At 59.3% G+C, this 26132-nt stretch carries 22 protein-coding genes; 14 read left to right on the forward strand and 8 right to left on the reverse strand.

Features of this window, described 5'->3' with window-relative positions; genetic code table 11:
* A complete protein-coding gene (locus ACR0FB_RS06860) occupies positions 1-1572 on the reverse strand; it encodes a Re/Si-specific NAD(P)(+) transhydrogenase subunit alpha (protein ID WP_171631071.1) in 1572 nt (523 codons plus the stop codon).
* 129 nt (positions 1573-1701) lie between these two features.
* Positions 1702-2151, reverse strand: coding sequence for a methyltransferase family protein (locus tag ACR0FB_RS06865; RefSeq protein WP_480619847.1), 450 nt, complete (start codon positions 2149-2151; stop codon positions 1702-1704).
* Between the two features lie 174 nt (positions 2152-2325).
* Here ACR0FB_RS06865 and kynU point away from each other — a divergent pair, with 174 nt between their 5' ends.
* Positions 2326-3519 carry a kynureninase gene (gene kynU, locus ACR0FB_RS06870; RefSeq protein WP_480619849.1) on the forward strand — a complete coding sequence of 398 codons (1194 nt, stop codon included), beginning with the start codon at positions 2326-2328 and terminating at the stop codon, positions 3517-3519.
* Here kynU and ACR0FB_RS06875 read toward each other — a convergent pair.
* Positions 3512-4090, reverse strand: coding sequence for a TetR/AcrR family transcriptional regulator (locus tag ACR0FB_RS06875; RefSeq protein WP_209832559.1), 579 nt, complete (start codon positions 4088-4090; stop codon positions 3512-3514). The two genes, kynU and ACR0FB_RS06875, sit on opposite strands and share 8 nt — an antisense overlap.
* A 99-nt stretch (positions 4091-4189) precedes the next feature.
* Between ACR0FB_RS06875 and ACR0FB_RS06880 the strand changes: the two genes are divergently transcribed.
* Both ACR0FB_RS06880 and ACR0FB_RS06885 read left to right on the forward strand, forming a co-directional pair.
* Positions 4190-4654 (forward strand): (2Fe-2S)-binding protein, encoded by a 465-nt coding sequence (locus tag ACR0FB_RS06880; protein ID WP_480619851.1) that lies wholly within the window; start codon positions 4190-4192, stop codon positions 4652-4654.
* Between the two features lie 3 nt (positions 4655-4657).
* Complete coding sequence (locus ACR0FB_RS06885) at positions 4658-6898, forward strand: xanthine dehydrogenase family protein molybdopterin-binding subunit (RefSeq protein ID WP_480619853.1); 2241 nt, start codon at positions 4658-4660, stop codon at positions 6896-6898.
* Between the two features lie 46 nt (positions 6899-6944).
* Here ACR0FB_RS06885 and ACR0FB_RS06890 read toward each other — a convergent pair whose 3' ends face one another.
* The 3 genes from ACR0FB_RS06890 to ACR0FB_RS06900 form a co-directional block, all read right to left on the reverse strand.
* The gene (locus ACR0FB_RS06890; RefSeq protein WP_171631058.1) at positions 6945-7724 is read right to left on the reverse strand and encodes a gamma-glutamyl-gamma-aminobutyrate hydrolase family protein; all 780 of its coding nucleotides are present in this window, start codon (positions 7722-7724) and stop codon (positions 6945-6947) included.
* A 220-nt stretch (positions 7725-7944) separates the two neighbouring features.
* The gene (locus tag ACR0FB_RS06895; RefSeq protein WP_152458631.1) at positions 7945-8370 is read right to left on the reverse strand and encodes a GlcG/HbpS family heme-binding protein; all 426 of its coding nucleotides are present in this window, start codon (positions 8368-8370) and stop codon (positions 7945-7947) included.
* 71 nt (positions 8371-8441) lie between these two features.
* The gene (locus ACR0FB_RS06900) at positions 8442-10577 is read right to left on the reverse strand and encodes a malate synthase G (RefSeq protein ID WP_480619855.1); all 2136 of its coding nucleotides are present in this window, start codon (positions 10575-10577) and stop codon (positions 8442-8444) included.
* A gap of 206 nt (positions 10578-10783) precedes the next feature.
* Here ACR0FB_RS06900 and pepN point away from each other — a divergent pair, with 206 nt between their 5' ends.
* From pepN to ACR0FB_RS06935, 7 genes are all read left to right on the forward strand, one after another.
* Positions 10784-13336 (forward strand): aminopeptidase N, encoded by a 2553-nt coding sequence (gene pepN / locus ACR0FB_RS06905; protein ID WP_480619857.1) that lies wholly within the window; start codon positions 10784-10786, stop codon positions 13334-13336.
* Entirely contained in the window at positions 13333-13761 is a 429-nt protein-coding gene (locus ACR0FB_RS06910) for a hypothetical protein (RefSeq protein WP_171722931.1), read from the forward strand. The genes pepN and ACR0FB_RS06910 overlap by 4 nt, the downstream gene beginning before the upstream one ends.
* Before the next feature lie 129 nt (positions 13762-13890).
* Entirely contained in the window at positions 13891-15150 is a 1260-nt protein-coding gene (locus ACR0FB_RS06915) for a hypothetical protein (protein ID WP_245217960.1), read from the forward strand.
* Positions 15151-15231: 81 nt separating this feature from the next.
* Positions 15232-16743, forward strand: a complete 1512-nt coding sequence (gene gatB / locus ACR0FB_RS06920; protein WP_171722930.1) for an Asp-tRNA(Asn)/Glu-tRNA(Gln) amidotransferase subunit GatB — start codon at positions 15232-15234, stop codon at positions 16741-16743.
* 147 nt (positions 16744-16890) lie between these two features.
* The gene (gene pepT / locus ACR0FB_RS06925) at positions 16891-18147 is read left to right on the forward strand and encodes a peptidase T (protein ID WP_480619859.1); all 1257 of its coding nucleotides are present in this window, start codon (positions 16891-16893) and stop codon (positions 18145-18147) included.
* Positions 18148-18227: 80 nt separating this feature from the next.
* Positions 18228-18647 carry a DUF4177 domain-containing protein gene (locus ACR0FB_RS06930; protein ID WP_171631043.1) on the forward strand — a complete coding sequence of 140 codons (420 nt, stop codon included), beginning with the start codon at positions 18228-18230 and terminating at the stop codon, positions 18645-18647.
* A 185-nt stretch (positions 18648-18832) separates the two neighbouring features.
* Positions 18833-19909: a PLP-dependent cysteine synthase family protein gene (locus ACR0FB_RS06935; protein WP_480619860.1), complete on the forward strand. Its 1077-nt coding sequence runs from the start codon at positions 18833-18835 to the stop codon at positions 19907-19909.
* 13 nt (positions 19910-19922) lie between these two features.
* On the opposite strand, the gene ACR0FB_RS06940 is transcribed toward ACR0FB_RS06935, so the two are convergent.
* The gene (locus ACR0FB_RS06940; protein ID WP_171631039.1) at positions 19923-20177 is read right to left on the reverse strand and encodes a BolA family protein; all 255 of its coding nucleotides are present in this window, start codon (positions 20175-20177) and stop codon (positions 19923-19925) included.
* Positions 20178-20284: 107 nt separating this feature from the next.
* On the opposite strand from ACR0FB_RS06940, the gene ACR0FB_RS06945 reads away from it, so the two are divergent.
* Positions 20285-20911, forward strand: a complete 627-nt coding sequence (locus ACR0FB_RS06945; RefSeq protein ID WP_171631037.1) for a J domain-containing protein — start codon at positions 20285-20287, stop codon at positions 20909-20911.
* 167 nt (positions 20912-21078) lie between these two features.
* Positions 21079-21633 carry an NYN domain-containing protein gene (locus ACR0FB_RS06950; protein ID WP_371732208.1) on the forward strand — a complete coding sequence of 185 codons (555 nt, stop codon included), beginning with the start codon at positions 21079-21081 and terminating at the stop codon, positions 21631-21633.
* A 160-nt stretch (positions 21634-21793) separates the two neighbouring features.
* Here ACR0FB_RS06950 and ACR0FB_RS06955 read toward each other — a convergent pair whose 3' ends face one another.
* Positions 21794-22681 carry a Hint domain-containing protein gene (locus tag ACR0FB_RS06955; protein ID WP_171631035.1) on the reverse strand — a complete coding sequence of 296 codons (888 nt, stop codon included), beginning with the start codon at positions 22679-22681 and terminating at the stop codon, positions 21794-21796.
* 456 nt (positions 22682-23137) lie between these two features.
* On the opposite strand from ACR0FB_RS06955, the gene cobS reads away from it, so the two are divergent.
* Together cobS and cobT are read left to right on the forward strand one after the other, a co-directional pair.
* A complete protein-coding gene (gene cobS / locus ACR0FB_RS06960) occupies positions 23138-24124 on the forward strand; it encodes a cobaltochelatase subunit CobS (protein ID WP_152458642.1) in 987 nt (328 codons plus the stop codon).
* Between the two features lie 121 nt (positions 24125-24245).
* Positions 24246-26123, forward strand: a complete 1878-nt coding sequence (gene cobT, locus ACR0FB_RS06965; RefSeq protein WP_171167240.1) for a cobaltochelatase subunit CobT — start codon at positions 24246-24248, stop codon at positions 26121-26123.
* The last annotated feature ends 9 nt before the right edge of the window (positions 26124-26132 follow it).

Genomic DNA, 26132 nt, shown 5'->3' on the forward strand with positions numbered 1-26132 from the left:
TTAAGATTTCTGGAACATGGCGAGCATGCGCCGGGTTACGAGGAAACCGCCGAAGATGTTGATCCCGGCCATGAAGACGGACAGTGCCGCCAACAGAATGACCAGGAACGACCCCGATCCGATCTGCATCAGGGCCCCGACGATGATGATCGACGAGATCGCGTTGGTGATCGCCATCAGCGGAGTGTGCAGGCTGTGTGCGACGTTCCAGATCACCTGGAAGCCCACAAAGATGGCCAGCACGAAGACGATGAAGTGCTGCATGAAACTGGCCGGAGCGATCAGCCCCACCAGCAGCATCAGCACGCCACCAACACCCAGCAGGGTGAACTGCTGCTTGGTCTGCGCCTTGAAGGCCGCAATTTCCTGCGCCTTCTTTTCTTCCGGGGTCAGTTCCTTGACCTCGGGCTTTTTCTGCGCCGCGATTGCCTGCACCTTGGGTGGTGGCGGCGGGAAGGTGATCTCACCCTCATAGGTCACGGTCGCGCCGCGGATCACGTCATCTTCCATGTCGTGATTGATCTGGCCGTCCTTTTCAGGCGTCAGATCGGTCATCATGTGACGGATATTGGTCGCGTACAAAGACGAAGACTGCGCCGCCATCCGGCTGGGGAAGTCGGTATAGCCGATGATGGTCACGCCATTGTCGGTCACCACCTTTTCGTCCGGCACGGTACCTTCGACGTTCCCGCCGCGTTCGGCCGCAAGGTCAACGATGACCGAGCCCGGCTTCATGGCCTTGACCATGTCTTCCAGCCACAGCTTTGGCGCCGGACGGTTGGGGATCAGTGCCGTGGTGATGACGATATCTATTTCCGGGGCCAGCTCTCGAAACTTGGCCAGCTGCGCATTGCGGAACTCTTCTGACTGGACGGAAGCATACCCGCCGGTGGCCGCACCATCCTGCTGTTCTTCTTCGAAGTCCAGATAGACGAACTCTGCCCCCATCGATTCGACCTGCTCGGCCACCTCGGGGCGCACGTCGAACGCGTAGGTGATTGCACCCAGCGAGGTCGATGTACCGATCGCGGCAAGCCCGGCAACACCGGCCCCGACGATCAGAACCTTCGCAGGCGGCACCTTGCCAGCCGCAGTCACCTGACCGGTGAAGAAACGACCAAAGTTGTTGCCCGCCTCGATAACGGCGCGGTAGCCGGCAATGTTGGCCATCGACGACAATGCGTCCATCTTCTGCGCGCGAGAAATACGCGGCACCATTTCCATGGCGATCACGTTTGCGCCCTTGGACTTGGCAAGGTCCATTCCTTCTTCGTTTCCGGCAGGGTTGAAGAAGGAAATCAGCGTCTTGCCCTTGGTCAGACGCTTCAGTTCCGTCTCGGTCGGGATACGAACCTTGGCGATGATATCTGCGGCCTTCCACAGCGATGCTGCGGTCTTGACAACTTCAACGCCCACGGCCTCATACGCCGCGTCCGAAAAACCGGCGGCAGCACCTGCGCCTTTTTCGATCAGGCACTCATAGCCCAGTTTTTGCAGTTGCACGGCCGAGTCCGGTGTCATCGCGACCCGGTTCTCGCCGTCCAGTATTTCCTTTGGCGTGCCTATCTTCACTGGCAGTCCCCCTAATTCTTACTCGTTCTGAGCGGGTGATCGGTATTCTTTGTTAAGCAAAGATGTATCCTGCGCAACATTATTTCGCAAGCGCAGCATTTTTGACGTGATGTCATTGCAGCATCCACACTAGATCCAGCGCCGTGTCTTGCGTTCGTAGCGAGCGTAATCAGCGCGAAAGGTACGACGCAGGCGGTCTTCTTCCGGCAGGATGAACCGACGCTCCAACACCCAGACAAAGACTGGCAAAAGAACCAGGGACAGCACGGCATCAAACCGAAGGATAAGACCCGCAAGAATCAGAACGTCGCCCACATAGATCGGATTGCGACTGCGCTTGTAAATGCCGGACTGCACCATCGACGACGGGATTTCATGTGGGATGACGGTTGTCTTGTGACGGCGGAATTCGACCACTGCCAGAACAGCCATCAGGATTCCACCTCCGATCAACACCCCGCTCAGAAGATCCGTCAAACCGCCCTCAAGCGACAGGCCCAGCTTCAGATACCTTGCCTGCAACCAGGCAAGAGCCGCAAAAGCAACCAACCAAACCGGTGGAACGTCCATCCAGCGCATGCAAAGCCCTCATTGAATGACGACAAGATCAAGCACATGTCGCTTCTGCGCGATGTCCTACCGCTTTTGAGCCAAAATGGCAAAAGACCAGTATGTCGCATCGCATGGACTCATTATCGCGGATCGACTACCTCAATAGCAATCACCGACGTTCACACGAGTTAGCGAGCCTTCATGACTGATTTTGCGGCAACCAAAGCCATGTTCGACCTGCCAGAGGGCGTCATCTATCTGGATGGCAATTCTCTGGGCCCCCTGCCGAAATCGGCCGGTGCCCGAGTGCAACGGATGCTGACGGATGAATGGGGCCAGATGCTGATCACCGGATGGAACAAGGCTGGTTGGATGGCCCTGCCCACCGCGCTTGGTGACCGGATTGGCCGCCTGATCGGAGCTGAGCCCGGCAGTGTGGTGACCGGAGACACCTTGTCGATCAAGGTCTATCAGGCGGTGGCCTCGGCCCTTGAACTGAATCCGGGTCGCAAAGTGGTTCTGTCGGACAACGGCAACTTTCCTTCGGACCTGTATATGGCGGATGGCTTGCTGCGCTCGCTTGGGGACGCGTATGAGTTGCGCGTCGTTGATCCCAAAGCCGTGGCCGGTGCAATCACCGAAGAGGTCGCTGTTCTTATGTTGACCGAGGTGGATTATCGCTCGGGTCGGATGCACGACATGAAGGCACTGACCGAACTGGCGCATGCCAACGGCGTGATAACAGTCTGGGATCTGGCCCATTCCGCGGGGGCCATCCCGGTGGACCTTTCAGGGTGCAACGCCGATTTCGCAGTCGGGTGCACGTACAAATACCTCAACGGCGGCCCCGGCGCGCCGGCCTTCATCTATGTCGCGCCGAGGTTGGCGGAACACGCACGCCCCGCCCTGTCCGGATGGCTGGGGCACGAAGCGCCGTTTGCCTTCGATCTCGACTACCGCCCCGGCAGCGGCATTGAACGGATGCGGGTGGGAACGCCCCCCATCATCCAGATGACGGCCTTGTCGGCTGCGATGGATATCTGGGATCTGGCGGACATGACCGACGTCCGGGCCAAATCGATTGAACTGACCGAGCTTTTCATAGAACGCGTCGAGGCAACCTGCCCGGATCTGCAACTGGCCAGCCCCCGTGATCCGCAGCAGCGTGGCAGCCAGATCTCGTTCCGTTTCAAGGAAGGGTATGCCGCCATGCAGGCCCTGATCGCCCGAGGCGTGATCGGAGATTTTCGAGCACCCGACATAATGCGGTTCGGCTTTACACCTTTGTATATCGACGAAGGCGATGTCGAACGCGCCGTCGGGATTATGGCCGATATCATGCAGAATCGCCTGTGGGACACGCCCGAATACAGGATCCGTCAGCGCGTTACCTGACTTCGAGTCCGGCGCCGAAAAGGGCCGCGACCTGTGCGACCTGCTGTTCATAGACCTCGGCGCCGGCGCCAATCAGCTTCAGCCCTTTGAGCGTGGCCGTGATCGTCCGACCGGTCTCTGCCGCGTCAGCCAGCAGGCGAACCCGGCCCGCCTTTTCCTGTTGCGTCAGCCAGTCCGCATAGAGCGCGGCCAGCCTGGCCTCACCCGCCGCGATGATTTCCCCAGACAGAGATTTTGTGTTGTCGAGGATTTCAAGCCCGTGGGGCGAGGCCAGAATTTTTGCCATCCCCTCGGTCTGCGCCTGAATTGCGCGGGTCAGAACCTCGGGCACCGACCCCTGCGTCGCCAGCGCTTCGGCCACCGCAACGCTCTTTTCGGCATAGTACAGCTCGGTCAGCTTGCTGACGATCGCCTCTTTGTTCTTGTAATGCAGATACACCGCCGGCCGGGACATCCCCGCGCCGCGCGCGATGTCGTCCATCGAGGTCTTTCTATATCCATAAGTGGAAAACGCCTGAAACGCCGAGTTCAGGATCGCCTGTTGCCGTGAGCCGTCACCATTGTCTTTCATATTCGAAACCCTGACATTTTTTGTTCAATTTGTCAATTGACATCCTGACACTTTCCCACAATTATGTCAGAAACCAGCCACAGTAACACGAGGTGCGCCATGGCGACGACCCTGAAGATCAACGGCAAGCAACATCAGGTGGATCTGCCTGATGACGTCCCCCTTCTTTGGGTTCTGCGGGACGAGGTCGGGCTGACCGGCACCAAGTTCGGCTGCGGCGTGGCCGCATGCGGGGCCTGCACCGTGCATATCGATGGCGAGGCCGTGCGCTCGTGCCAGGTGACGCTTTCGGATGTCTGGGGTGACGTGACCACGATCGAAGGGCTCGGCTCGCCGGACGCGCTGGCCACGATCCAACAGGCCTGGATCGATCATCAGGTCGCGCAGTGCGGATACTGCCAGTCGGGCCAGATCATGCAGGCCGCGGCATTGCTGGTGGAAAACCCGGCCCCCTCTGACGCAGACATCGACGAAGCGATGCAGGGCAACCTGTGCCGCTGCGGCACCTATCCCCTTATCCGCGCAGCAATCCATGACGCGGCATCCAAGCTGAAGGAGGCGTAAGCAATGGCTTCCGTTGGAAAAATCCTCCGCCGTACGTTCCTGATCGGCTCTGCCGCGATCGTTGGCGGCGTGGCCTTTGGCACCTATTACGTGACCCGCCCCGCGGCCAACCCCTTGAAACCCCGCGAAGGAGAGGCAGCACTGAACCCGTTTGTGCTGATTGACCAGAATCGTGTCACATTGTTCGCGCCCCGCGCGGAAATGGGTCAGGGCGTCCGAACCACATGGGCCGCGCTGATCGCCGAGGAACTGGATGTCGATCTGGATCAGATCACCGTTCTGCACGGCCCCGCTGCGGCGGCCTATTACAATTCGGCCCTTGTGGGCGAAGGGTTGCCAAACAAGGGATACGATATCTCGAATTTCCAGCACAATCTGGGCGAGGCACTGGGTGTTCTGGGCAAGACGCTCAGCCTGCAAGTCACGGGTGGCTCGACCTCGATGAAAGATGGGTTCGACCGGATGCGGCAAGCCGGTGCTTCGGCCCGTGAAACACTCAAACGCGCCGCCGCAAACCGGTTGGGCGTCGACCCCTCGGATCTGAAAACGGCGTCAGGCCATGTCATTGCCCCCAACGGCGACAAGATCGCCTATTCAATGCTTGCCGAGGATGCCGCCGGGCTGGAACCCGTTGAGGTACCGTTGCGAGACCCGTCCGAATGGCGCTATCTGGGCCGAAGCCAACCGCGTCTCGACATGGTGGGCAAGGCGACAGGCACCGCTGAATTCGGCGTCGATGTCCGCCTGCCCGGCATGAAATTCGCCAGCGTGCGAATGAACCCCAAACTGGGCGGCGCGATGAACGGCTTTGACGACAGCGACGCAAGATCCATGCCCGGGGTTGAGAAGGTCGTCGATCTGGGCACAGGCGTGGCCGTGATCGCAAGCAACACATGGTTGGCCAATCAGGCAGTCGAGGCCATTGATGTCGATTGGGGCGACGCGCCCTATCCGCCGGAAACCGAAGACATCTTTGCCAGGATCGCCGAGGCGTTTGACGACGCACCGAACTCGACCATGCGCGACGACGGCGATGTCAGCGCGAGCCCGGAAAACGCCATTGAAATCACCGCCGAGTATCGCGTGCCCTATCTGGCCCATGCAACGATGGAGCCAATGAATGCCACCGCGCTCTACACGGGAAATGCGTTGGAACTCTGGTGCGGCAACCAGGCCCCCACACTGATTCAGTTCCGCGTTGCCAACACTGCCGGACTGGATACCGAAGCCGTCCAAATCCACACCACCTATCTGGGTGGCGGGTTTGGTCGCAGGGGCGAACTGGATTTCGGCGAAATCGCAACCAAGGTTGCCATGGCCATGCCCGGCACACCGGTTCAGACGACCTGGAGCCGCGAAGAGGACATGCGTCACGACTATTTCCGCCCCGGCGCCATCGCCCGGATGCGCGGCGCGGTTCAGGACGGCAAGGCCGTGCTCATTGACGGGAAGGTCGCGGCCCAATCTACGACCCAACAGGCGGTCGAGCGCTACACCGGGTTCCCCGGCGGAGGGCCCGACAAAGTGCTGGTCGAGGGCTTCTTCAACCAGCCCTACGCGGTACCGAATTACCGCATGAGCGGCCACATTGCTGATTTGGCTGTTCCCGTGGGGTTCTGGCGCTCGGTCGGCAACAGCCATAACGGCTTTTTTCATGAAACATTCATGGATGAGATGGCTCATGCCGCAGGCCGTGATCCGCTGGAGTTCCGGCTGGAGCTGATGAGGAACGAACACGCGCCGTCGGCGGGATGTTTGGAAGCGGTGAAGGAAATGTCAGGCTGGACGGGTCAGACGACCGAAGGCGTCGGTCGGGGCGTGGCTTTCACATACAGCTTCGGCACTCCGGTGGCCCAGGTCATCGAAGTGGTCGACGAAGACGGCACCATCCGCATCAGCAAGGCCTGGATTGCCTGCGACATGGGGCTGGCGCTGGACCCGGAAAACGTCAAGGCGCAGATGTTCGGCGGCATGATGTACGGCCTGTCTGCCGCGTATTTCGGTGAGATCACCTTTGCGGAAGGCGAAGTCGAGCAGTTCAACTTCCCCGACTATGACGCGATGCGGATGCACACAGCCCCGCAGGTCGAGGTGCGCGTGCTGGAAACCAATCAGCATATGGGTGGTGCGGGCGAGCCCGGAACACCGCCTTCGATGCCGGCACTCGGCAATGCGCTTTTCGACCTGACGGGCAAGCGCGCCCGCTCGCTTCCGCTGATCAATCAGTTCAACCTGCTGGTCTGATCGCACGGCACCGGCCCGATTTCCCCCTCGTCGGGGCCGGTGTCATTCAGGCAGATTTTTGAACTGCCTGATGAACCGTTCCGGCGGCCCATCCACGCACCGCATCACCGAAGGCTTCGAACAGGGGGCGCGAGACCGGGTCATTGATCGCGTCCCATTCCGGATGCCATTGAACCGACAGGGTAAAGCCGGGCGCATCCTTGATGTAGATCGCTTCGGGCGTCCCGTCCGGTGCATGGCCATCAATGACCACGCGCTGCCCAATCGTTTTGATGCCCTGACCGTGCAAGGTGTTGGTCATGACCTCGGTTGCGCCGAACAGTTTGTGGAAAACGCCGCCGTTTTCCAGTGTCACCACATGACGCAGGGCAAACTTTTCCTCCAGGGTTCCATCGGGCGGCATCCGGTGGTTCATCCGCCCCGGCAGATCGCGTATCTCGGGATAAAGCGTTCCGCCCATGGCAACGTTGACTTCCTGAAACCCCCGGCAGATGCCCAAAAACGGCTGCCCCCTTTCAACGCAGGCCCGAACCAACGGCAGAGTTATGGCGTCTCGTGCCCGGTCGAATTCGCCATGTGCATCGGTTGCAGGTTCCCCGTATTCTTCCGGGTGCACGTTCGGGCGACCGCCGGTCAGCAAAAAGCCGTCACAGACCTCCAGCAACTCATCTACCGACACGTAACGCGGATCTGCGGGTATCAACAACGGAAGACATCCTGACACGTTGGCCACGGCATCCGAATTCATCGTTCCCCCAGCATGTGTGGGGTATTGATCGTTCATGAGGTACGAGTTGCCGATGATACCGACGACAGGCCGAGACATTCCGCTTTCCCTGCTGTTGTTGTGCCTGTCAAGGAAGCTAGCGGCAGCGGTTTTAACGTGCAAGAATACACGCCCTGCATGAAAGCGCAGGGACGTGTTCGAAGACGCACTGTACGTTCTGGCCCGCCCCGCTTAATTGGAAAAATTTTCCAACGAACATCTGCGCGATGGAAAAAATTTCCCCACTCAGCGGGAAAGACGTATAAATACAACGCTCTTGTTAAATCTCGCCGATCAGGCCGGCTGCCTCGATCCCCGCCATTGCGGCCAGCGCATCATTGTCTGATGTGTCTCCGGTAACCCCAACGGCGCCGATCACGGCCCCCTTGCGATCACGCAACAGCACGCCACCCGGAACAGGCACGACCTGACCACCATAGACGCCATTTACAGAGGCCATGAAATAGGCCTGTGTTTCAGCGCGCTGCATCTGCGCGGTGCCCGCCATTCCCAGCATGACCGACCCATAGGCCTTGCCCTGTGCAATCCCGAACCGGCCCGGTGCTGCACCATCCTCGCGCTCGAACGCAATGACATGCCCACCGGCGTCCAGAACCACGACTGAGAGCGGCTTCAACTCCATCTCTCGGCCCTTTTCCAGGGTTTTGCGGATGATGGTGCGGGCCTTGCGTAGGGAAACTGACATCTGAAGGTCCTCTCGTCAGATTGAAGTTCGACGAAGCCCGCAAACGATTGGTCTGTGGGCTGTTGTCGGTGTTATCTTTGGCTGGCTTTCAATTCCAGACGGCGCGCATGCAGGACCGGCTCGGTATAGCCCGAGGGCTGAACCCGGCCCTTGAACACCAGATCGCATGCGGCCTGAAAGGCGATACCGTCAAATCCCGGCGCCATCGGTGTGTAATTCAGATCGTCTTCATTCTGGCGATCCACGACGGCGGCCATCTTTTGCAGTGCGGCCATGACCTGAGCTTCATCCACGACGCTGTGATGCAGCCAGTTGGCCAGTGCCTGCGACGAAATCCGACACGTCGCGCGGTCTTCCATCAGGCCGACATCGTTGATGTCGGGCACCTTGGAACAGCCCACGCCCTGATCGACCCAACGCACGACATAGCCGAGGATACCCTGCGCATTGTTTTCAAGTTCACGCGTGATTTCCTCGTCACTCAGATTGCGTCCAGCCAGCAAGGGGATGGTCAACAGATCCTTCAACGTACCACGTGCGCCGCCTGCGGCCAGCTCGTCCTGACGGGCCAGCACATCGACCTTGTGGTAATGCGTTGCGTGCAGGGTCGCGGCCGTGGGCGACGGCACCCAGGCACATGTCGCTCCGGCCATGGGGTGGCCGATCTTGGCCTCAAGCATATCGCCCATGCGATCCGGCATGGCCCACATGCCCTTGCCGATCTGCGCCTTGCCCTTCAGGCCACAGGCCAGACCAATATCGACATTGCGATCTTCATAGGCCGCAATCCATGGCGTATTCTTAATGTCGCCCTTGGGCAGCATCGGACCGGCCTCCATCGAGGTATGAATTTCGTCGCCGGTCCGGTCCAGGAAACCCGTATTGATAAAGGCGACGCGTGATTTTGCGGCGCGAATGCACTCTTTGAGGTTGACCGAGGTGCGGCGTTCCTCATCCATGATGCCCAGCTTCACCGTGTTGCGCGGCAGGCCCAGAATGTCTTCGACCATGTCGAATATCTCGACCGAGAACGCAACTTCCTCGGGCCCGTGCATCTTGGGCTTCACCACATAGACAGAGCCCTCGACAGAATTGCCCCCGTCCTGCTTCAGGTCGTGCATGGCGATCAGGGTGGTGCACAGAGCATCCATCAAGCCTTCGCCGATCTCGCGCCCTTCTGCGTCAAGCACGGCCGGGTTGGTCATAAGGTGACCCACGTTGCGCACCAGCATCAGGGACCGGCCTTTCAGCTTGGCCTGATCACCCGACGGAGTGGTAAAGCTCAGGTCCTCGGCCAGTTTCCGAGTGAACGTTGTGCCGCCCTTGGTGACCTCTTCGGTCAGGTCGCCTTTCATGAGGCCCAACCAGTTGCCATAGGCCACAACCTTGTCGGCGGCATCGACACAGGCAACCGAGTCTTCGCAATCCATGATGGTGGACAGTGCGGATTCCAACTGGACATCTGCAATGCCTGCGGGATCGGTCGCGCCTATGTTGCTTGTGGAGTCGATCATGATCTGGATGTGCAGGCCGTTGTTTTTCAACAGCACAAAGTCGGGCGTGTCCGCCGAACCGCCAAACCCGGCAAATTGAGCGGGATCGCCCAGCGCAGGGGTCAACGCACCGTCGGTGATGCCCAGTTCGGTGACATCCGCCCATGATCCCGACGCCAGAGGCACGGCATCATCCAGAAACGCCTTGGCCCATGCGATCACCCGTGCGCCGCGCGCCGCATCATAGCCACCGCTTGCCGGCAGATCCCCCATTGCATCGGTTCCGTACAGCGCATCATACAGGCTGCCCCAGCGCGCGTTGGCCGCGTTTAGGGCAAAGCGTGCATTGGTAATCGGAACAACCAGTTGCGGGCCCGGGGTCAGGGCGATCTCGGGGTCGACCTTGGCCGTTTCAATCTGGAACGCGTCGCCTTCTTCGACCAGATACCCGATCTCTTTCAGGAAAGCCTCATATTCAGCGGCATCGGTGTTCTGCCCCTTTCGGGACATGTGCCACCCATCGATGCGGCTTTGGATCTCGGCCCGTTTGGCCAGCAGCTCACGGTTTTTCGGCCCCAGTTCGTCCACCATCCGCGCCATGCCGGCCCAGAACTTCTGCGAAGAGACGCCCGTGCCCGGCAGCGCCTGCGTCTCGATGAACTCAGCCAAAACCGGATCGATCTGCAGTCCGCTCAGGGTTTGTCTGTCCGTCATATTCCTGCTCTCCTGCGATTGTGCGCCATTGTATGCACTGTGACTTAGGCGGAAAGTTTCCGATAGGCAACTTTCATCCCGTCATTTGGGGCATTCGCTTCGGCTTGAAGCTGTTTCAAAAACCTCAAGGCAATGGCAGGGCCGGTTGCAGCGCCCGAACGAAGCCCCTAACGTCGCGCCAGTCCCGAACAGATACGAGGCCCAAGATGCGCGACGCTGCCCCCACCACGATCTACCTGAAAGACTACACACCGTTTGGCTATCTGGTGGACAGCGTGCACCTGACTTTTGATCTGGACGCGCACGCCACGCGCGTCACCTCGCGCATTGCGTTCCGGCCCAATCCTGACGCAACCGACCGCACCTTCTTTCTGCACGGGGAAGAACTGAACTTGATCCGCGCCGCCATTGACGGGGCCGAGATCACGCCAGACGTGACCGACAAAGGACTAACCGCAGATGTCCCGGACGCCCCGTTCCTGTGGGAAGCCGAGGTTGAAATCGACCCCGGCAACAATACCGCGCTGGAAGGTCTGTACATGTCGAACGGCATGTACTGCACCCAGTGCGAGGCCGAGGGGTTCCGCAAGATCACCTTCTATCCCGACCGGCCAGACGTGATGTCCACCTTCACAGTTCGGATCAACGGCGACCTGCCGGTTCTGCTGTCGAACGGCAACCCGTCGGGCAAGGGTGAAGGTTGGGCCGAATGGGTCGATCCATGGCCAAAACCCGCCTATCTGTTCGCTCTGGTCGCCGGAGACCTGATTGCACATCCCGGTCAGTTCACCACCAGATCAGGTCGCACCGTCGAACTGAACCTCTGGGTCCGTCCCGGAGACGAGGGAAAATGCGCCTTCGGCATGGAGGCGTTGAAGAAGTCGATGAAATGGGACGAGGATGTCTATGGCCGTGAATACGACCTGGACGTCTTCAACATCGTCGCCGTCGATGACTTCAACATGGGCGCTATGGAAAACAAGGGGCTGAACATCTTCAACTCGTCGGCCGTTCTCGCCAGTCCCGAAACTTCGACCGACGCCAATTTCGAACGGATCGAGGCGATCATCGCGCATGAGTATTTCCACAACTGGACCGGCAACCGCATCACCTGCCGCGACTGGTTCCAGCTGTGCCTCAAGGAAGGTCTGACAGTATTCCGGGATGCGCAATTCACATCGGACATGCGCTCGGCCCCGGTAAAGCGCATCCACGATGCCATAGACCTGCGTGCCCGGCAGTTCCCCGAGGACAACGGGCCGTTGTCGCATCCTGTGCGCCCAGAAAGCTTTCAGGAGATCAACAACTTCTACACCGCCACCGTCTATGAGAAGGGCGCCGAGGTGATCGGCATGCTGAAACGGTTGGTCGGGGATGCGGCCTATGCCAAGGCGCTTGATCTGTATTTTGAACGCCATGACGGTCAGGCCTGCACGATCGAGGACTGGCTGAAGGTTTTCGAAGACACCACCGGGCGCGATCTGACACAATTCAAACGTTGGTACAGCCAGTCGGGCACTCCGCGCGTCAGGGTTCAGGAAGACTGGGCCGACGGCACCTATACACTTACGCTGAAACAGCGAACCGATCCCACGCCGGGACAGGAGGAGAAACTGCCTCAGGTCATCCCGGTTGCAGTCGGCCTGATTGGGCCAAATGGCGATGAGGTTCGCGCGACCGAAGTGCTGGAACTGACGCAGGCCGAACAGAGCTTTGCGTTCACTGGCCTGGCGGCGAAACCCACAGCATCGATCCTGCGCGATTTCTCGGCACCTGTCATTCTGGAACATGACCAGTCGAACGCGCAACGCGCGTTTCTTCTGGCGCATGACACGGACCCGTTTAACCGTTGGCAGGCAGGACGGGATCTGGCGCAGGACACCCTGATGCGGATGATCCTTAAGGATGCGGCACCGGATACCGATTACCTTGACGGCGTGTTGACTGTGCTGCGCAATGACGAACTGGACCCGGCCTATCGTGCGTTGATGCTGGGATTGCCGACACAATCGGAATTGGCAGCGGCGCTGCACGACCGTGGCCACACGCCCGACCCTATGGCGATCTGGACCGCAGTGGAAACGTTGCGGCAGGCAACAGCCCAGACCGTACAGGATTTGCTGCCCCGCCTGCACAGTGAGGCTTTGGTGGACGGCCCCTACAGCCCGAACGCCGAGCAGTCCGGCAAACGGGCACTTGGCAGCGCCGCGCTGGCGCTGACCTCTCGCCTGGACGGCGGGGCGATGGCGGCCGAGGTGTACGGCAAGGCAGACAACATGACATTGCAACTGACGGCGCTGTCTTGCCTTTTACGCGCCCGCAAGGGTGAGGCGCAGTTGGATGCCTTCTACGACCAGTGGCAGCATGACCGGTTGGTCATGGACAAGTGGTTTGGCCTGCAAGTCGCGATGGCAGCACCCGAGGCGACACCCGCAATTGCCGCGACCCTGACCGAGCATTCCGATTTCAACTGGAAAAACCCGAACAGGTTCCGCGCCGTCATGGGGGCCTTGGCGATGAACCACGCAGGGTTCCACCAGCCGGATGGCGCCGGATACGCCCTGCTGGCCGACTGGCTGATCCGTCTGGACCCGGTAAACCCACAGACCACGGCCCGAATGTGCTCGGCGTTCCAGACCTGGAAACGGTATGATCCGGATCGTCAGGCCCTGATGCGTGCGCAGCTTTCCCGCATCGCGGAAACACCGAACCTGTCGCGGGACACGACCGAAATGGTGTCCCGCATCCTCGGCGCATGACGCCTTACAGCTTTGCCCGCAGCAACCGGAATTTGCGAACGCTGGCCATCCTGGCCGGCGTTTATGCGGCGTTGCTGACGCTGGTTGTCCTGTTTGACGCGGCCTGGTGGATCACGGGGCTGCTGTCTTTGGCCACCCTGCCCGCACTTTGGGACGTGGTTCAGAACACCAGCGCAGGCATGCAATTGGATCAGGATGCGCTAAGCTGGTTCACGGGGAACCGGCAGGCAGAGGTCGCGCTGCGCGACATCGACCATTTCCGCTTTGACACCCGTTGGGATTTCTCGGTTCGAGTGTCGATCGTTTTGCATTCCGGCAAACGAATCCGTCTGCCGGATGAGTCGCTGCCGGCGCATCTGGATTTGGAAACCCTTCTGAAACAAGCCGGATTTCGCGTAGAACGGCATCATTTCACTGTTTTCTGAAACACTGGACCCTTGAATGGTGAATTGGACACGAAAAGAAGAAATTAATCGGCAATTTACTTGATTTGAACCCGATATCCCGCCAGACTTCGGTGTCAGTTATACGTTTTTACAGTTTTGAGTATCGCCATGTTTCGGTCGCTAAGGGCACTGTTCGCCCCATCCACAGCTACTCCTACAAATGTTTCAGCAGATCTGTGCGCGACAAAATCCGCGCTTGCGGCTGCCTTGCCCGAGCAGGGTCAGCTGAATATTCCCGTCGCAAAATCCGACCGCGATGATCTGATCGGACATTCCACGATCGAACATGGCCGCTATCTCGCCCGGCAGGACCGCTGGGCGGAGCTGTCGCAGGAAATGCGCGTGGCTGATCAGGATCGCGCCGCCGTTGCGGATGGTATGCCGGTGGCCGATCTGCTGGCGTTCGGTGCAAGGTCTGACGTTGTTCTGGCCGCTGAACATGCGCTCTCGGATGGCGCGGCCATCTCGGATTACGACCTGTTGGGGGGCATCTCGGAACTTGAAGGCGAGATGGCGGACAACCCCTATGACCCGATGATCGCCACCGTCGTTGCCCTTGCCCATATCGATCTGGCGTGGGCATGGCGCGGTACGGCCTCGGACGCGACGCTGCCACCTTTGCACCGGTCACGCTGCGCCGCGCATTTCGACCGGGCCGCAGCAATCCTGCCCAAATGCAGGAAGGATGCCCCCGACAGCCCCCTGATTGCAGCGACCGGATGTGCGCTGCTGGCTGGTCAGCGCAAATCCAACGCGCGGGTGGCCGAAGAATATGAACGGCTGATCACGCTGGATCCATGCAATCAGCGCCACATGCGCGCGATGGGCAGCCACCTTCTGCCCCGGTGGTTCGGCAGCTACGAAGAGCTGGAGTTGCAAGCCTTGCGTACAGCCGCCAGGACACAGGATATCTGGGGCGCGGGCGGATACACATGGGTTCAGTTCGACGCCATCGCATTGGACGAAGAGGCCTGTGCCCGCGTCGATATCGAGTATTTCCTTGAGGGTCTGCGTGATATCCTGCGCCTGCGGCCCGATCAGCAGATGATCAACATGCTGTCATCCTACTGCGCGATCACCGTCCAGAACGGATTTGGCCTGAATGATCAGGCCGACCTTGTCCGTTCGCAGATGCGCGACACGGCAAACCGGCTTATCCGCGATCACCTGACGGAATTGCACCCGTTGATCTGGGCGCATGCGGCCAACGGTTTCAACAATTCCGTCCGCATAAACTCGCCCGAACGATTTGCAGCGCGCGGTCAGCGCGATGCCTTGCGCGCCATCTCGGATCTGTTCCGGGAAGAACTGCGCAGCGGTATGGATGTGACATTCACACCGTCGGGCCTGCGGTTTTCCCAGAACTGAACACGACAGGATTCCCCCTTGCCCCTAAGCCCTGCCGGGCCTAATACGCAGGCTTAGACTTCTGCGGAAATGAGGCGCGCCATGCTCGATCTGACATACGAAATGCCCAAACCCAAAACCATTGCCGGGGCCAAGCACGATTGGGAACTGGTGATCGGGATGGAGGTGCATGCTCAGGTCTCATCCAATGCCAAGCTGTTTTCGGGTGCATCCACCCAATTCGGGGCGGAACCGAATTCAAACGTGGCTTTCGTGGACGCGGCGATGCCGGGGATGCTGCCGGTGATCAACGAATACTGCGTTGAGCAAGCTGTGCGCACAGGGCTGGGCCTGAAGGCGGATATCAATCTGAAATCGGCCTTTGACCGCAAGAATTATTTCTACCCCGACCTGCCGCAAGGGTATCAGATTTCCCAGTTGTATCACCCGATCGTGGGCGAAGGCGAAGTGCTGGTCGAACTGGGCGACGGTACCGCGCGCAAGGTGCGGATCGAGCGTATCCACATGGAACAAGACGCGGGCAAGTCGATTCACGACATGGATCCGCATATGTCCTTCGTCGACCTTAACCGCACCGGTGTCTGCCTAATGGAGATCGTGAGCCGCCCCGACATCCGCGGGCCGGAAGAGGCCGCGGCCTATATCGCCAAGCTGCGTCAGATCATGCGTTACCTGGGCACCTGCGACGGCAACATGCAGAACGGCAACCTGCGGGCCGATGTGAACGTCTCGATCTGTTTGCCCGGCGCCTATGAGAAGTATCAGGAAACACAGGATTTTTCGCATCTGGGCACGCGCTGCGAGATCAAGAACATGAACTCGATGCGCTTCATCCAGCAAGCGATCGAGGTCGAAGCCCGCCGTCAGATCGCCATCGTCGAAGGTGGTGGCAAGGTCGAGCAGGAAACCCGTCTGTATGACCCGGACAAGGGTGAAACCCGTTCGATGCGGTCCAAGGAAGAAGCGCATGATTACCGCTATTTCCCTGACCCCGACCTGCTGCCGCTGGAGATCGAACAAGCATGGGTCGATGATATCGCCGCCAGGCTGCCCGAGCTGCCGGACGAGAAAAAGGCGCGCTTCATCAATGAGTTCGGCCTGACCGACTATGACGCATCAGTGCTGACCGCCGAGGTCGAATCCGCCGCCTATTTCGAGGAAGTGGCCAAGGGCCGTAACGGAAAACTGGCGGCGAACTGGGTCATCAACGAGCTGTTCGGCCGCCTGAAGAAAGACGACCGCGACATCACCGACTCGCCGGTTTCGCCCGCGCAGCTGGGCGGGATCATCGACCTGATCGCCTCGGACGCGATTTCGGGCAAGATCGCCAAAGAGCTGTTCGAGATCGTCTATACCGAAGGCGGCGACCCGGCGCAGATCGTCGAAGAGCGCGGCATGAAGCAGGTGACCGATACCGGCGCGATCGAGGCCGCGCTGGACGAGATCATCGCCGCCAACCCGGCGCAGGTCGAGAAGGCCAAGGTGAACCCGAAACTGGCGGGCTGGTTCGTGGGTCAGGTCATGAAAGCCACCGGCGGCAAGGCGAACCCGAAAGCCGTCAACGAACTGGTCAGCAAGAAGCTGGGCTCGTAAACCTTTCGTTTTGTACAAGCCTGCCGGCAATCTTTGGCGGGTTTGTACTATCCGGTTTCTCACAAAATCTTAAGACTTGGGGTCAAGCCATCGGCTTGACTTCCTGCTTTTTGGGCCCTTTCCTCCGCAACAGAGAGGTGAGGTATTATGCAAAGCAGATTTGATCAGGAACTCGAAGACCGGCTGGTGCGCTATGCCGCCATCGACAGTCAAAGTGACGAGACATCCCCGACGACCCCGAGCACTCAGATTCAGTTCGACATGCTGAACCTGTTGCGCGATGAGCTGATCCAGATCGGCGCGCAGGATGTTGAGATGACGGGCGACAGTGTTGTCGTCGCGACCATTCCCGGAACGGCGCCGGGGCCGACCGTGGGCTTTCTGGCCCATGTCGATACAGCCCCTCAGTTCAACGCAACCGGCGTCAAGCCGCGGGTGATCAAGGGCTACAACGGTGGCGACATCACCTTCCCCGACAACCCGGATCTGGTTCTTTCTCCGGAAGACCACCCCTATCTGGCCGAAAAGATCGGCCACGACCTGATCACTGCGTCGGGCACAACCCTGCTGGGCGCGGACGACAAGGCCGGTGTATCGATTCTGATGACGATGGCGCGGCACCTGATCGAAAATCAGGATGTTCCACATGGTCCGATTCGTATCGCGTTCACTCCGGATGAAGAGATCGGCCGGGGTGTCACGGAACAACTTCCCCAGGATCTGGGCGTGGATTTTGCTTATACGCTGGATGGGCAGCAAGTGGGTGAGATCGAGTATGAAAGTTTCTCGGCCGACCGCGCCGTGATCCGGATCGAGGGTGTTTCGATCCATCCCGGCCTGGCCAAGGAAAAGATGGTGAACGCCACGCATCTGGCGGCAAAGATCGTACAGACATTGCCTCAGGCCACCATGACGCCGGAAACCACGGACGGGCGCGAAGGCTTCATCCATGTCACTGACATGAACGGCGGATCATCCGAGATGGAGATCAAGCTGATCCTGCGTGATTTCGAGATGGACGGGCTGGAAGCGCAACGAAACATCGTGCGGCAGGTCTGCGCCGCCGTGCAGGCCACGGAACCGCGCGCGACCATCACCTGCGACATCAGCCACCAGTACCGCAACATGCGGTATTGGCTGGAAAACGACATGACTCCGGTCGAACTGGCGCGCGATGCGTGTCGCGAGTTGGGGGTTGAACCGCTGTCGGTACCGATTAGGGGCGGCACGGACGGATCGCGCCTGACCGAATTCGGCACCCCCTGCCCCAACATTTTCACCGGGATGCAGTGCGTTCACGGCCCGTTGGAATGGATTTCAGTGCAGGACATGGCGTTGGCGACGGAACTGTGCCTGTTGGTTGTGGCCAAGGCGGCACAGGCCGAAGCGAATGGTCAGAGGTGAATTCCGCCGGATGAGCAAGGGCCCTTTCACCCGGGGGGCAGCGTGTTAAGTTGGCGCGGAAACGCATTTAGGAACAGTAGATGAAGCGCTACGAATACAAGGTCATCCCCGCCCCGCAAAAAGGTGTCAAAGCCAAAGGCGTGAAAACGGCCGAGGGCCGCTTTGCCGTCTCGGTCGAGCAACTGCTGAATCAGTTGGGGCAGGATGGCTGGGAATACCAGCGGGCCGAGTTGCTGCCCAGCGAAGAACGCTCGGGTCTGACCGGATCGACCACGAACTGGCGCAATGTGCTGGTGTTCCGCCGCGTGGTGGAAGAGGAAGTCGATGCCTCATGGGTCGGCGCAGTACCTGAGATGGATGACACCCCGCTGGCCCAGCCGATTCCGGGCCCCGACGAGGTACAGGCCCCGAAACCAATTGCAGCAGAGGCGGACGAGCCGCCTTTGTCGTTGAAGCGGTCTGATGACGCCGCTGATGAAAGTGACCCTTCAAAAACATAGGCTTGGGGGCTGGTACGACCGCCAGAGCGATTGCAAATGCCCTGTGGCCTTGTGCAGGACATCCGTGTTCGCTCTGACATACGTCAAGTCGAGACGGGACGGCCCAACCACATTGGAAAGCAATAAGGGCTACACCCTCGGGAAATCTGTGGCATGTTAGCCGGATATTCTGGAGGGACATCGAAATGGCTATTCGACAGACACAAGGGCGGACACGCCTGTATGACAGCATTCTCGACACGGTCGGTGACACGCCCTGCATTCGGGTCAATCGGATCGCGCCCGAGCATGTGACCGTCTATGTGAAATTCGAGGCCTTCAACCCGGCAGGCTCGGTCAAGGACAGGCTGGCGCTGAACATCATCGAGGCGGCGGAACGTGACGGGCGGCTGAAGCCCGGACAAACCGTTGTCGAAGCGACATCCGGCAACACCGGGATCGGGCTGGCCATGGTGTGCGCGGCCAAGGGATACCCTCTGGTCGTGACGATGGCCGAGAGCTTCTCGGTCGAACGGCGAAAGCTGATGCGGTTTCTGGGCGCCAAGGTTGTTCTGACCCCGAAGGCGCAAAAAGGGTTCGGCATGTATACCAAGGCCAAGGAACTGGCCGAGGAAAACGGATGGTTCCTTGCCAGCCAGTTCGAGACCGCAGCCAATGCCGATATTCACGAGAACACGACTGCCCGGGAAATTCTTGCGGATTTCGAAGGGCAACGGCTGGATTATTGGGTGACGGGCTATGGGACCGGCGGCACCGTTTCGGGCGTTTCGCGTATACTGCGGAAAGACCGGCCCGACACCAGGATCATCCTGACCGAACCGGCAAATGCCGCAATAGTATCATCAGGTTACGTCAATACGCGCAACGCTGACCATCAGCCGACCGAAAGCCACCCCGATTTCGAGCCCCACCCGATTCAGGGCTGGACACCGGATTTCATCCCCTGGGTTCTTCAGGAAGCCATCGACAATTCATACTATGACGAGTTGATCCCCATTCCCGGACCCGAAGGAATCGCATGGTCGCGCCGGCTTGCCGCCGAAGAAGGGATATTCACCGGGATTTCGGGCGGATCGACCATTGCGGTGGCCATGAAGCTGGCCGAATCCGCGCCGGCAGGCTCTGTCATGCTGGTCATGTTGCCGGACACCGGCGAGCGATACTTGTCGACCCCCCTGTTCGAGGGAATCGAAGAGGGCATGACGGAAGAGGAATACGCCATCTCGGCATCGACGCCGTCCGCACAGATGGAGGCGGGTTGACACGTAAAGGTCTTCAGACGCCGATATCAAGGGCCAGCGCGTGGATGCGGGGCACGATGTCGCCCAGCGCCTTGTGCACGGCACGGTGGCGGGCGACGCGGGATTTGCCTTCGAATGCGCTGGCGCGGATACGGACGTTGAAGTGGCTTTCACCACCGTCCTGATATCCCGCATGGCCGCGATGGCTTTCGCTGTCGTCGATCACGTCCAGCTCGCGCGGATCAAAGGCGGCTTGCAGGCGGGTTCGGATCTCGTCAGTCACACTCATTTTTTTGCTCAGCGGCAAAAATATTGCCGCACCCCTCTTCTACTTTCGGCTGCTTAGATTAAACTGCTGCCTCCGAGTCGAAAAGACGCGTTCTTGAGGATTAGAGCATGGCGAAATCAGACCCCTTCGGATTCGATATGTCCGTTTCCAGCGCCAAAAAGAAGAATCCGCGGGGACGCCGGGGCATGTCGGGTGCCTCTGAAACCTCGGTCCGGATCTGTGACCACGAGGGATGCGAAGAACCAGGAAAGTTCCGCGCGCCAAAAGCACCGGATGTCCTGGATGATTTTTTCTGGTTCTGCCAGCAACACGTGCGGGAATATAACCAGAAGTGGAATTTCTTTGACGGCACCACCGAGGCCGAGCTGAACGCGCAGCGATCGAAAGACAAGGTTTGGGAGCGCGAGACCAAGCCGATGGGCGACCCCGAAGCACGTGCCTGGGCCCGTTTGGGGATCGAGGATCCGCATCAGGTTCTTGGTGCCAACAGCACGCAGAACAAAGGCCGCACGACGGGTGGCGGCGGACGACGCCTGCCGCCGACCGAACGCCGTGCGATCGAGATTCTCGAGGCCAATGACAGCTGGACCAAGGCCGAGGTTCGCAAAGCGTACAAGAAGCTGATCAAAGTGCTGCATCCGGACATGAATGGCGGAGACCGTTCACAGGAAGAACAGCTGCAGGAAGTTGTCTGGGCCTGGGATCAGATCAAGGACAGCCGGAACTTCAAGTAGCGGTCACGGCTTTGCCTGCTTTGCGTTCGCGGCGCGCCCTGCCTGAATGGTGGGGTGCCGCGGACGACACAACCTGAAAAAACTGCGCAAGTTCCGTATGGAACCCTGTTTCATTCCACGCGAAAGTGGTGAAGGATTGGGGGCAGGAGTTTCCAGGGATCAGTTTCGTGCGCACATCCATTTGCCTGTTGCTCGTCTCGCTAAGCGGGCTCATCGCTGCCAGTTTCATTCAGACAGACGCGGATTGGCTGTTCCTATTGGCGCTGATTTGCGTGATGGCCAGCACAATCCTGTTCATACGGGCCTGGTTCAGGTGGCGCCGGGCCAATACATGGATCATCGTGGACGGTTCGAACGTCATGCACTGGAAAGATGGCACCCCGGATCTGGGTACGTTGAAGAAGGTCCTTGAGACTTTGAAGCGCGCAGGGTTCAAACCGGGCGTCATGTTCGATGCGAATGTCGGGTACAAAGTCGAAGGCCACTATATGGACGACCGGAAGCTGAGCCGCGCCCTGGGCTTGCGATCCAAGCAGGTCATGGTGGCCCCCGAAGGGACACCTGCGGACCCGCTGATCTTGCAGGCGGCGCGGGATAGCAAGGCACGCATCGTCACAAATGACCGGTTTCGGGATTGGGTGGACGAGTTTCCGGATGTGTTGAACGCGGATCGTCTGGTAAAAGGTGGCTTTCGCAAAGACGAGCTTTGGTTTTCGCTATAGTCAAGCAACGGTTGACCCAAGGCACAGATATGTAAGGCCATCTCAACGGTGCTGCACTGAGAAATTGCCTATGGTAAATGGTCCCAGAGAACACATTTGAAGGGGTTTGTTGAGGCCAGGGATCAAATCAGGAGCGGTTCGGATTACAACTATCCGCGCTTTAGTCCGGGTATGAGCTTCGCAATGCAATTGCTTCCCGGCGCTTCAAACAACTTAAGCGAGTTTGTTGCGACTCTGCAGTGCCGTCACGCAATTCGGGGAACAGTGCGAGCAATTCTTCGACGTCTTCACGACAGAAAGACTTCAGCGCTGTGTCGCCCAGAAAAAGACTTTCGCTACGTAGCCCCTGCGAGTGCAGTATCGCGTGTCGAGAGCAGGCAATGTGGTAATATGTGATGTCTTCACCTGTATGCACCTGCTGAATTGTTCCGTCATTCACCAAGTGGATTGCCGCAACAAAGACCCGATCTTGTCCGAACAACAACTCGGCGCGCCAGCCTTCCAGCATGATCCGATGTTGCGGGGACACAAAAACATCCTGGTTGGGTTGACCCTTGCAAATCGCGTCGCGCCGAATGCGAACGGGTCTAAATTTCGGTTGCAAAGCCAGTGTTTGTGCACTCAGCACTTTTTTCCCGATCCACAAAATCGGCAGCGTTTTCCCACCTGACACGCAAACTCTGTCACCGATCATCAGGTTCTCGACCGGGCGTGGACCGGCCTCGGTCTCTATCAGGGTTCCAGCAACAAAACAGGGCGGATTGTTTGGATCAAGATCTCCGGTTGTGATTTGCCAGTTTCCGGTTGTCATTGGCCCGGTGGGGTTGTTGGTGTCCCAGGCATAGATTTCGGTTCCAACCTGAATAAACTCACCAGATTCGCCGGTACCTCTGTAGTTACCTTGTCCAAGATACGTGTAGGGTACGAACGGACCACCGTTGATCGAAATCGTTTGACCCGAGACAGTGGCTGGATCGGTCAAGTTTCGGACGATCAAGTCGCCTTGCCCGCTTGTGTTGACCGAATGAAGTAAGACATCAAACGACATACGTTGTATCCGCTAAGCAGGTTGGACCAAAAGGGAACTCGCAATGAACAAGTTCCTTCCGTGTGTTGACTGAACAGAACACCATAGCCCTCACAAACTCACAAAGACCGCCCAAAAAACCACATTTAGAAGTCATGTTAACGCGCCGAAGAAGCATTTCAATGATAGTATGTTAATGTTTGCATTTGAGCGAGGCGCAAAGGCCGTTGCCAGCCTTTCACCGAGGACTTCTGGGTTATGCGCAATCGGCCTCAAAGCTTGTTAACGCGAGGTGCCAAATCGTAGCGTGGATTATCATTCTGGAATGACACCCCATGCGTAACGATAGGGCCAGTTTGCAAGAAAAACATGCGCACCTTTGGGCGCCTTTCGCTTTCCCTTGCCCTTGCCCGCAATATGTTGCACCACACACGGGTTCATACCCGGTGAACGGGCCAAAGGATAAGGACTAGGCGCATGGCTGACGGATCGATCGATATCAACGCAAAACCTACCGAGGATATCTCGGTCCGTGACGTGTTCGGCATTGACAGCGACATGGCGGTCAAGGGTTTCGCCGAGCGCAGCGACCGAGTGCCGGTGATCGATCATACCTACAAGTTCGATCCGGAAACCACGCTGGCGATTCTGGCGGGCTTTTCCCATAACCGTCGTGTGATGATCCAAGGCTATCACGGCACCGGCAAATCCACCCACATTGAACAGGTCGCTGCCCGTCTGAACTGGCCCGCCGTGCGTGTGAACCTGGACAGCCATATCAGCCGGATCGACCTGATCGGTAAAGACGCGATCAAACTGCGCGACGGCAAGCAGGTGACCGAATTCCACGAAGGCATTCTGCCCTGGGCGTTGCGCAACCCGGTTGCCATCGTGTTCGACGAATACGATGCGGGCCGCGCCGACGTGATGTTCGTGATCCAACGTGTGTTGGAGCATGACGGCAAGCTGACCCTGCTGGATCAGAACGAGATCATCACCCCGAACCCCAATTTCCGCCTGTTTGCCACCGCCAACACGGTCGGTCTGGGCGACACCACGGGTCTGTATCACGGCACGCAGCAGATCAACCAGGCGCAGATGGACCGCTGGTCGCTGGTGTCGACCCTGAACTATCTGAGCCACGACGCCGAGACGATGATCGTTCTGTCGAAGGCGCCGCATTACAACACCGCCGAGGGCCGCAAGACCGTCAGCCAGATGGTCACCGTGGCCGATCTGACCCGGACCGCCTTCATGAATGGCGATCTGTCCACCGTCATGAGCCCGCGGACCGTGATCAACTGGGCCCAGAATGCCGAGATTTTCCGCAATGTGGGCTATGCGTTCCGCCTGTCCTTCCTGAACAAATGTGACGAGCTGGAGCGCCAGACCGTGGCCGAGTTCTATCAGCGCTGCTTTGATGAGGAGTTGCCTGAAAGCGCGGCGAGTGCAAGCTTGGGGTAAGCACCCGAATTGCGCCCGGAGCGGGCGCAATGCCTCCGGCGGGGATATTTTTGGCCAGATGAAGACAGATCCGTTGCTGTTTTCGACGCCGGGCAGGCCAGTACTATGAGGGCTTAAGGACATGGCACAGAAGAACGACAACCCCGCCGATCCGTTCAAGAAGGCCTTGGCCGAGGCCACCAAGGTCATGGCCGATGATCCCGAACTGTCGGTGACCTATACGGTGGACCCTTCGGGCATGACGGGCGAGTCGATGCGGCTGCCTCAGGTCTCGCGCCGGATGACGCGCGAAGAAGTGCTGTTGGCGCGAGGCACGGCGGACGCCTTGGCGTTGCATCGCAAGTATCATGACGACGCGACCCATGCGCGCTATGCGCCTCCGGGCGATATGGCGCGGGATCTGTACGAAGCGATGGAGACCGCCCGCTGCGAGGCAATGGGCGCGCGGGACATGCCGGGCACCGCCAGCAATATTGACGTCAAGATCGGGCATGAAGCAATCCGGCGTGGGTATGATCAGTGCAAGCAACCTGCCGATGCACCTTTGTCGGTTGCGGCAGGGTACTTGATCCGGCATCTGGCCACCGGGCGCGATCTGCCCCCCGCCGCAGAAAACATCATGAACCTGTGGCGTGGGTTCATTGAAGAGCAAGCGGGTGGGACGTTGGAGAATCTGGACGAGATTCTCTCGGATCAGGCGGAGTTTGCCAAATTCGCCCGTCAGGTGATCAAGGATCTGGGATATGGCGACCAGCTTGGGGATGACCCCGATGAGCTGGACGACGAGCAGGAAGACCAGGCCGAGGAAGACGCCGAGGAGCAGCCCGATCCGGACAGCACCGGTCAGGATGATCAGGACGAACAGGACGCCGACGCGACACCTGAGCAGACGCAGGAAGAGCAGCAGGATCAGTCTCAGGCCCAGGTCTCGATGGACGAAATGGCCGAAGACGAGATGGGTGACGAGGCTGAGATGCCGGATGGCGAGGCGCCTCTGGAGCCGCCTGCCCCACCGCCGGCATCTGAAGCGGACCCGGATTACAAGGTCTATCTGGACACTCACGACGAAGAGATCGCCGCTGAGGATTTAGCGGAACCGGCCGAGCTGGAACGTCTGCGGGCCTATCTGGATCAGCAGCTTGAACCGCTGAAAGGCGCGGTGAGCCGTTTGGCCAACAAGCTGCAACGTCGCTTGCAGGCGCAGCAGAACCGCAGCTGGGAGTTCGACCGCGAGGAAGGCATTCTGGACGCGGGCCGATTGGCACGTGTGGTCGCGAACCCCACCACTCCGCTGAGTTTTAAGGTCGAGAAAGACACCGAGTTCCGCGACACGGTGGTGACGCTGCTGCTGGACAATTCGGGGTCGATGCGGGGTCGTCCGATTTCGATCGCCGCCATCTGTGCCGATGTTCTGGCCCGGACGCTGGAGCGGTGCAATGTAAAGGTCGAAATTCTGGGCTTTACCACGCGGGCGTGGAAAGGCGGTCAGGCGCGCGAGGCGTGGCTAAACGATGGCCGCCCGCAACAGCCCGGCCGTCTGAACGATTTGCGCCACATCATCTACAAGGGCGCGGACGCCCCTTGGCGTCGTGCGCGGCCCAATCTGGGTCTGATGATGAAAGAGGGCCTGCTGAAAGAAAACATCGATGGGGAAGCCCTGGAATGGGCCCATCGCCGGATGCTGGCACGGCGCGAACAACGCAAGATCCTGATGGTGATCTCGGACGGTGCGCCGGTCGATGATTCGACACTGAGCGTGAACCCCGCCAACTATCTGGAAAAACACCTGCGCGACGTGATCGCTATGGTTGAAAAACGCAAGATGGTCGAACTTTTGGCCATCGGCATCGGCCATGACGTGACCCGGTATTACGACCGGGCGGTGACGATTACCGATGTCGAACAACTGGCCGGCGCGATGACCGAACAACTGGCGGCTCTGTTTGACAGTGACCCGCGGGCGCGGGCGCGTGTCATGGGGATGAGAAAGGCCGGCTGAGGCTGATCT

It is taken from the genome of Ruegeria sp. P10 (genome assembly GCF_056534925.1).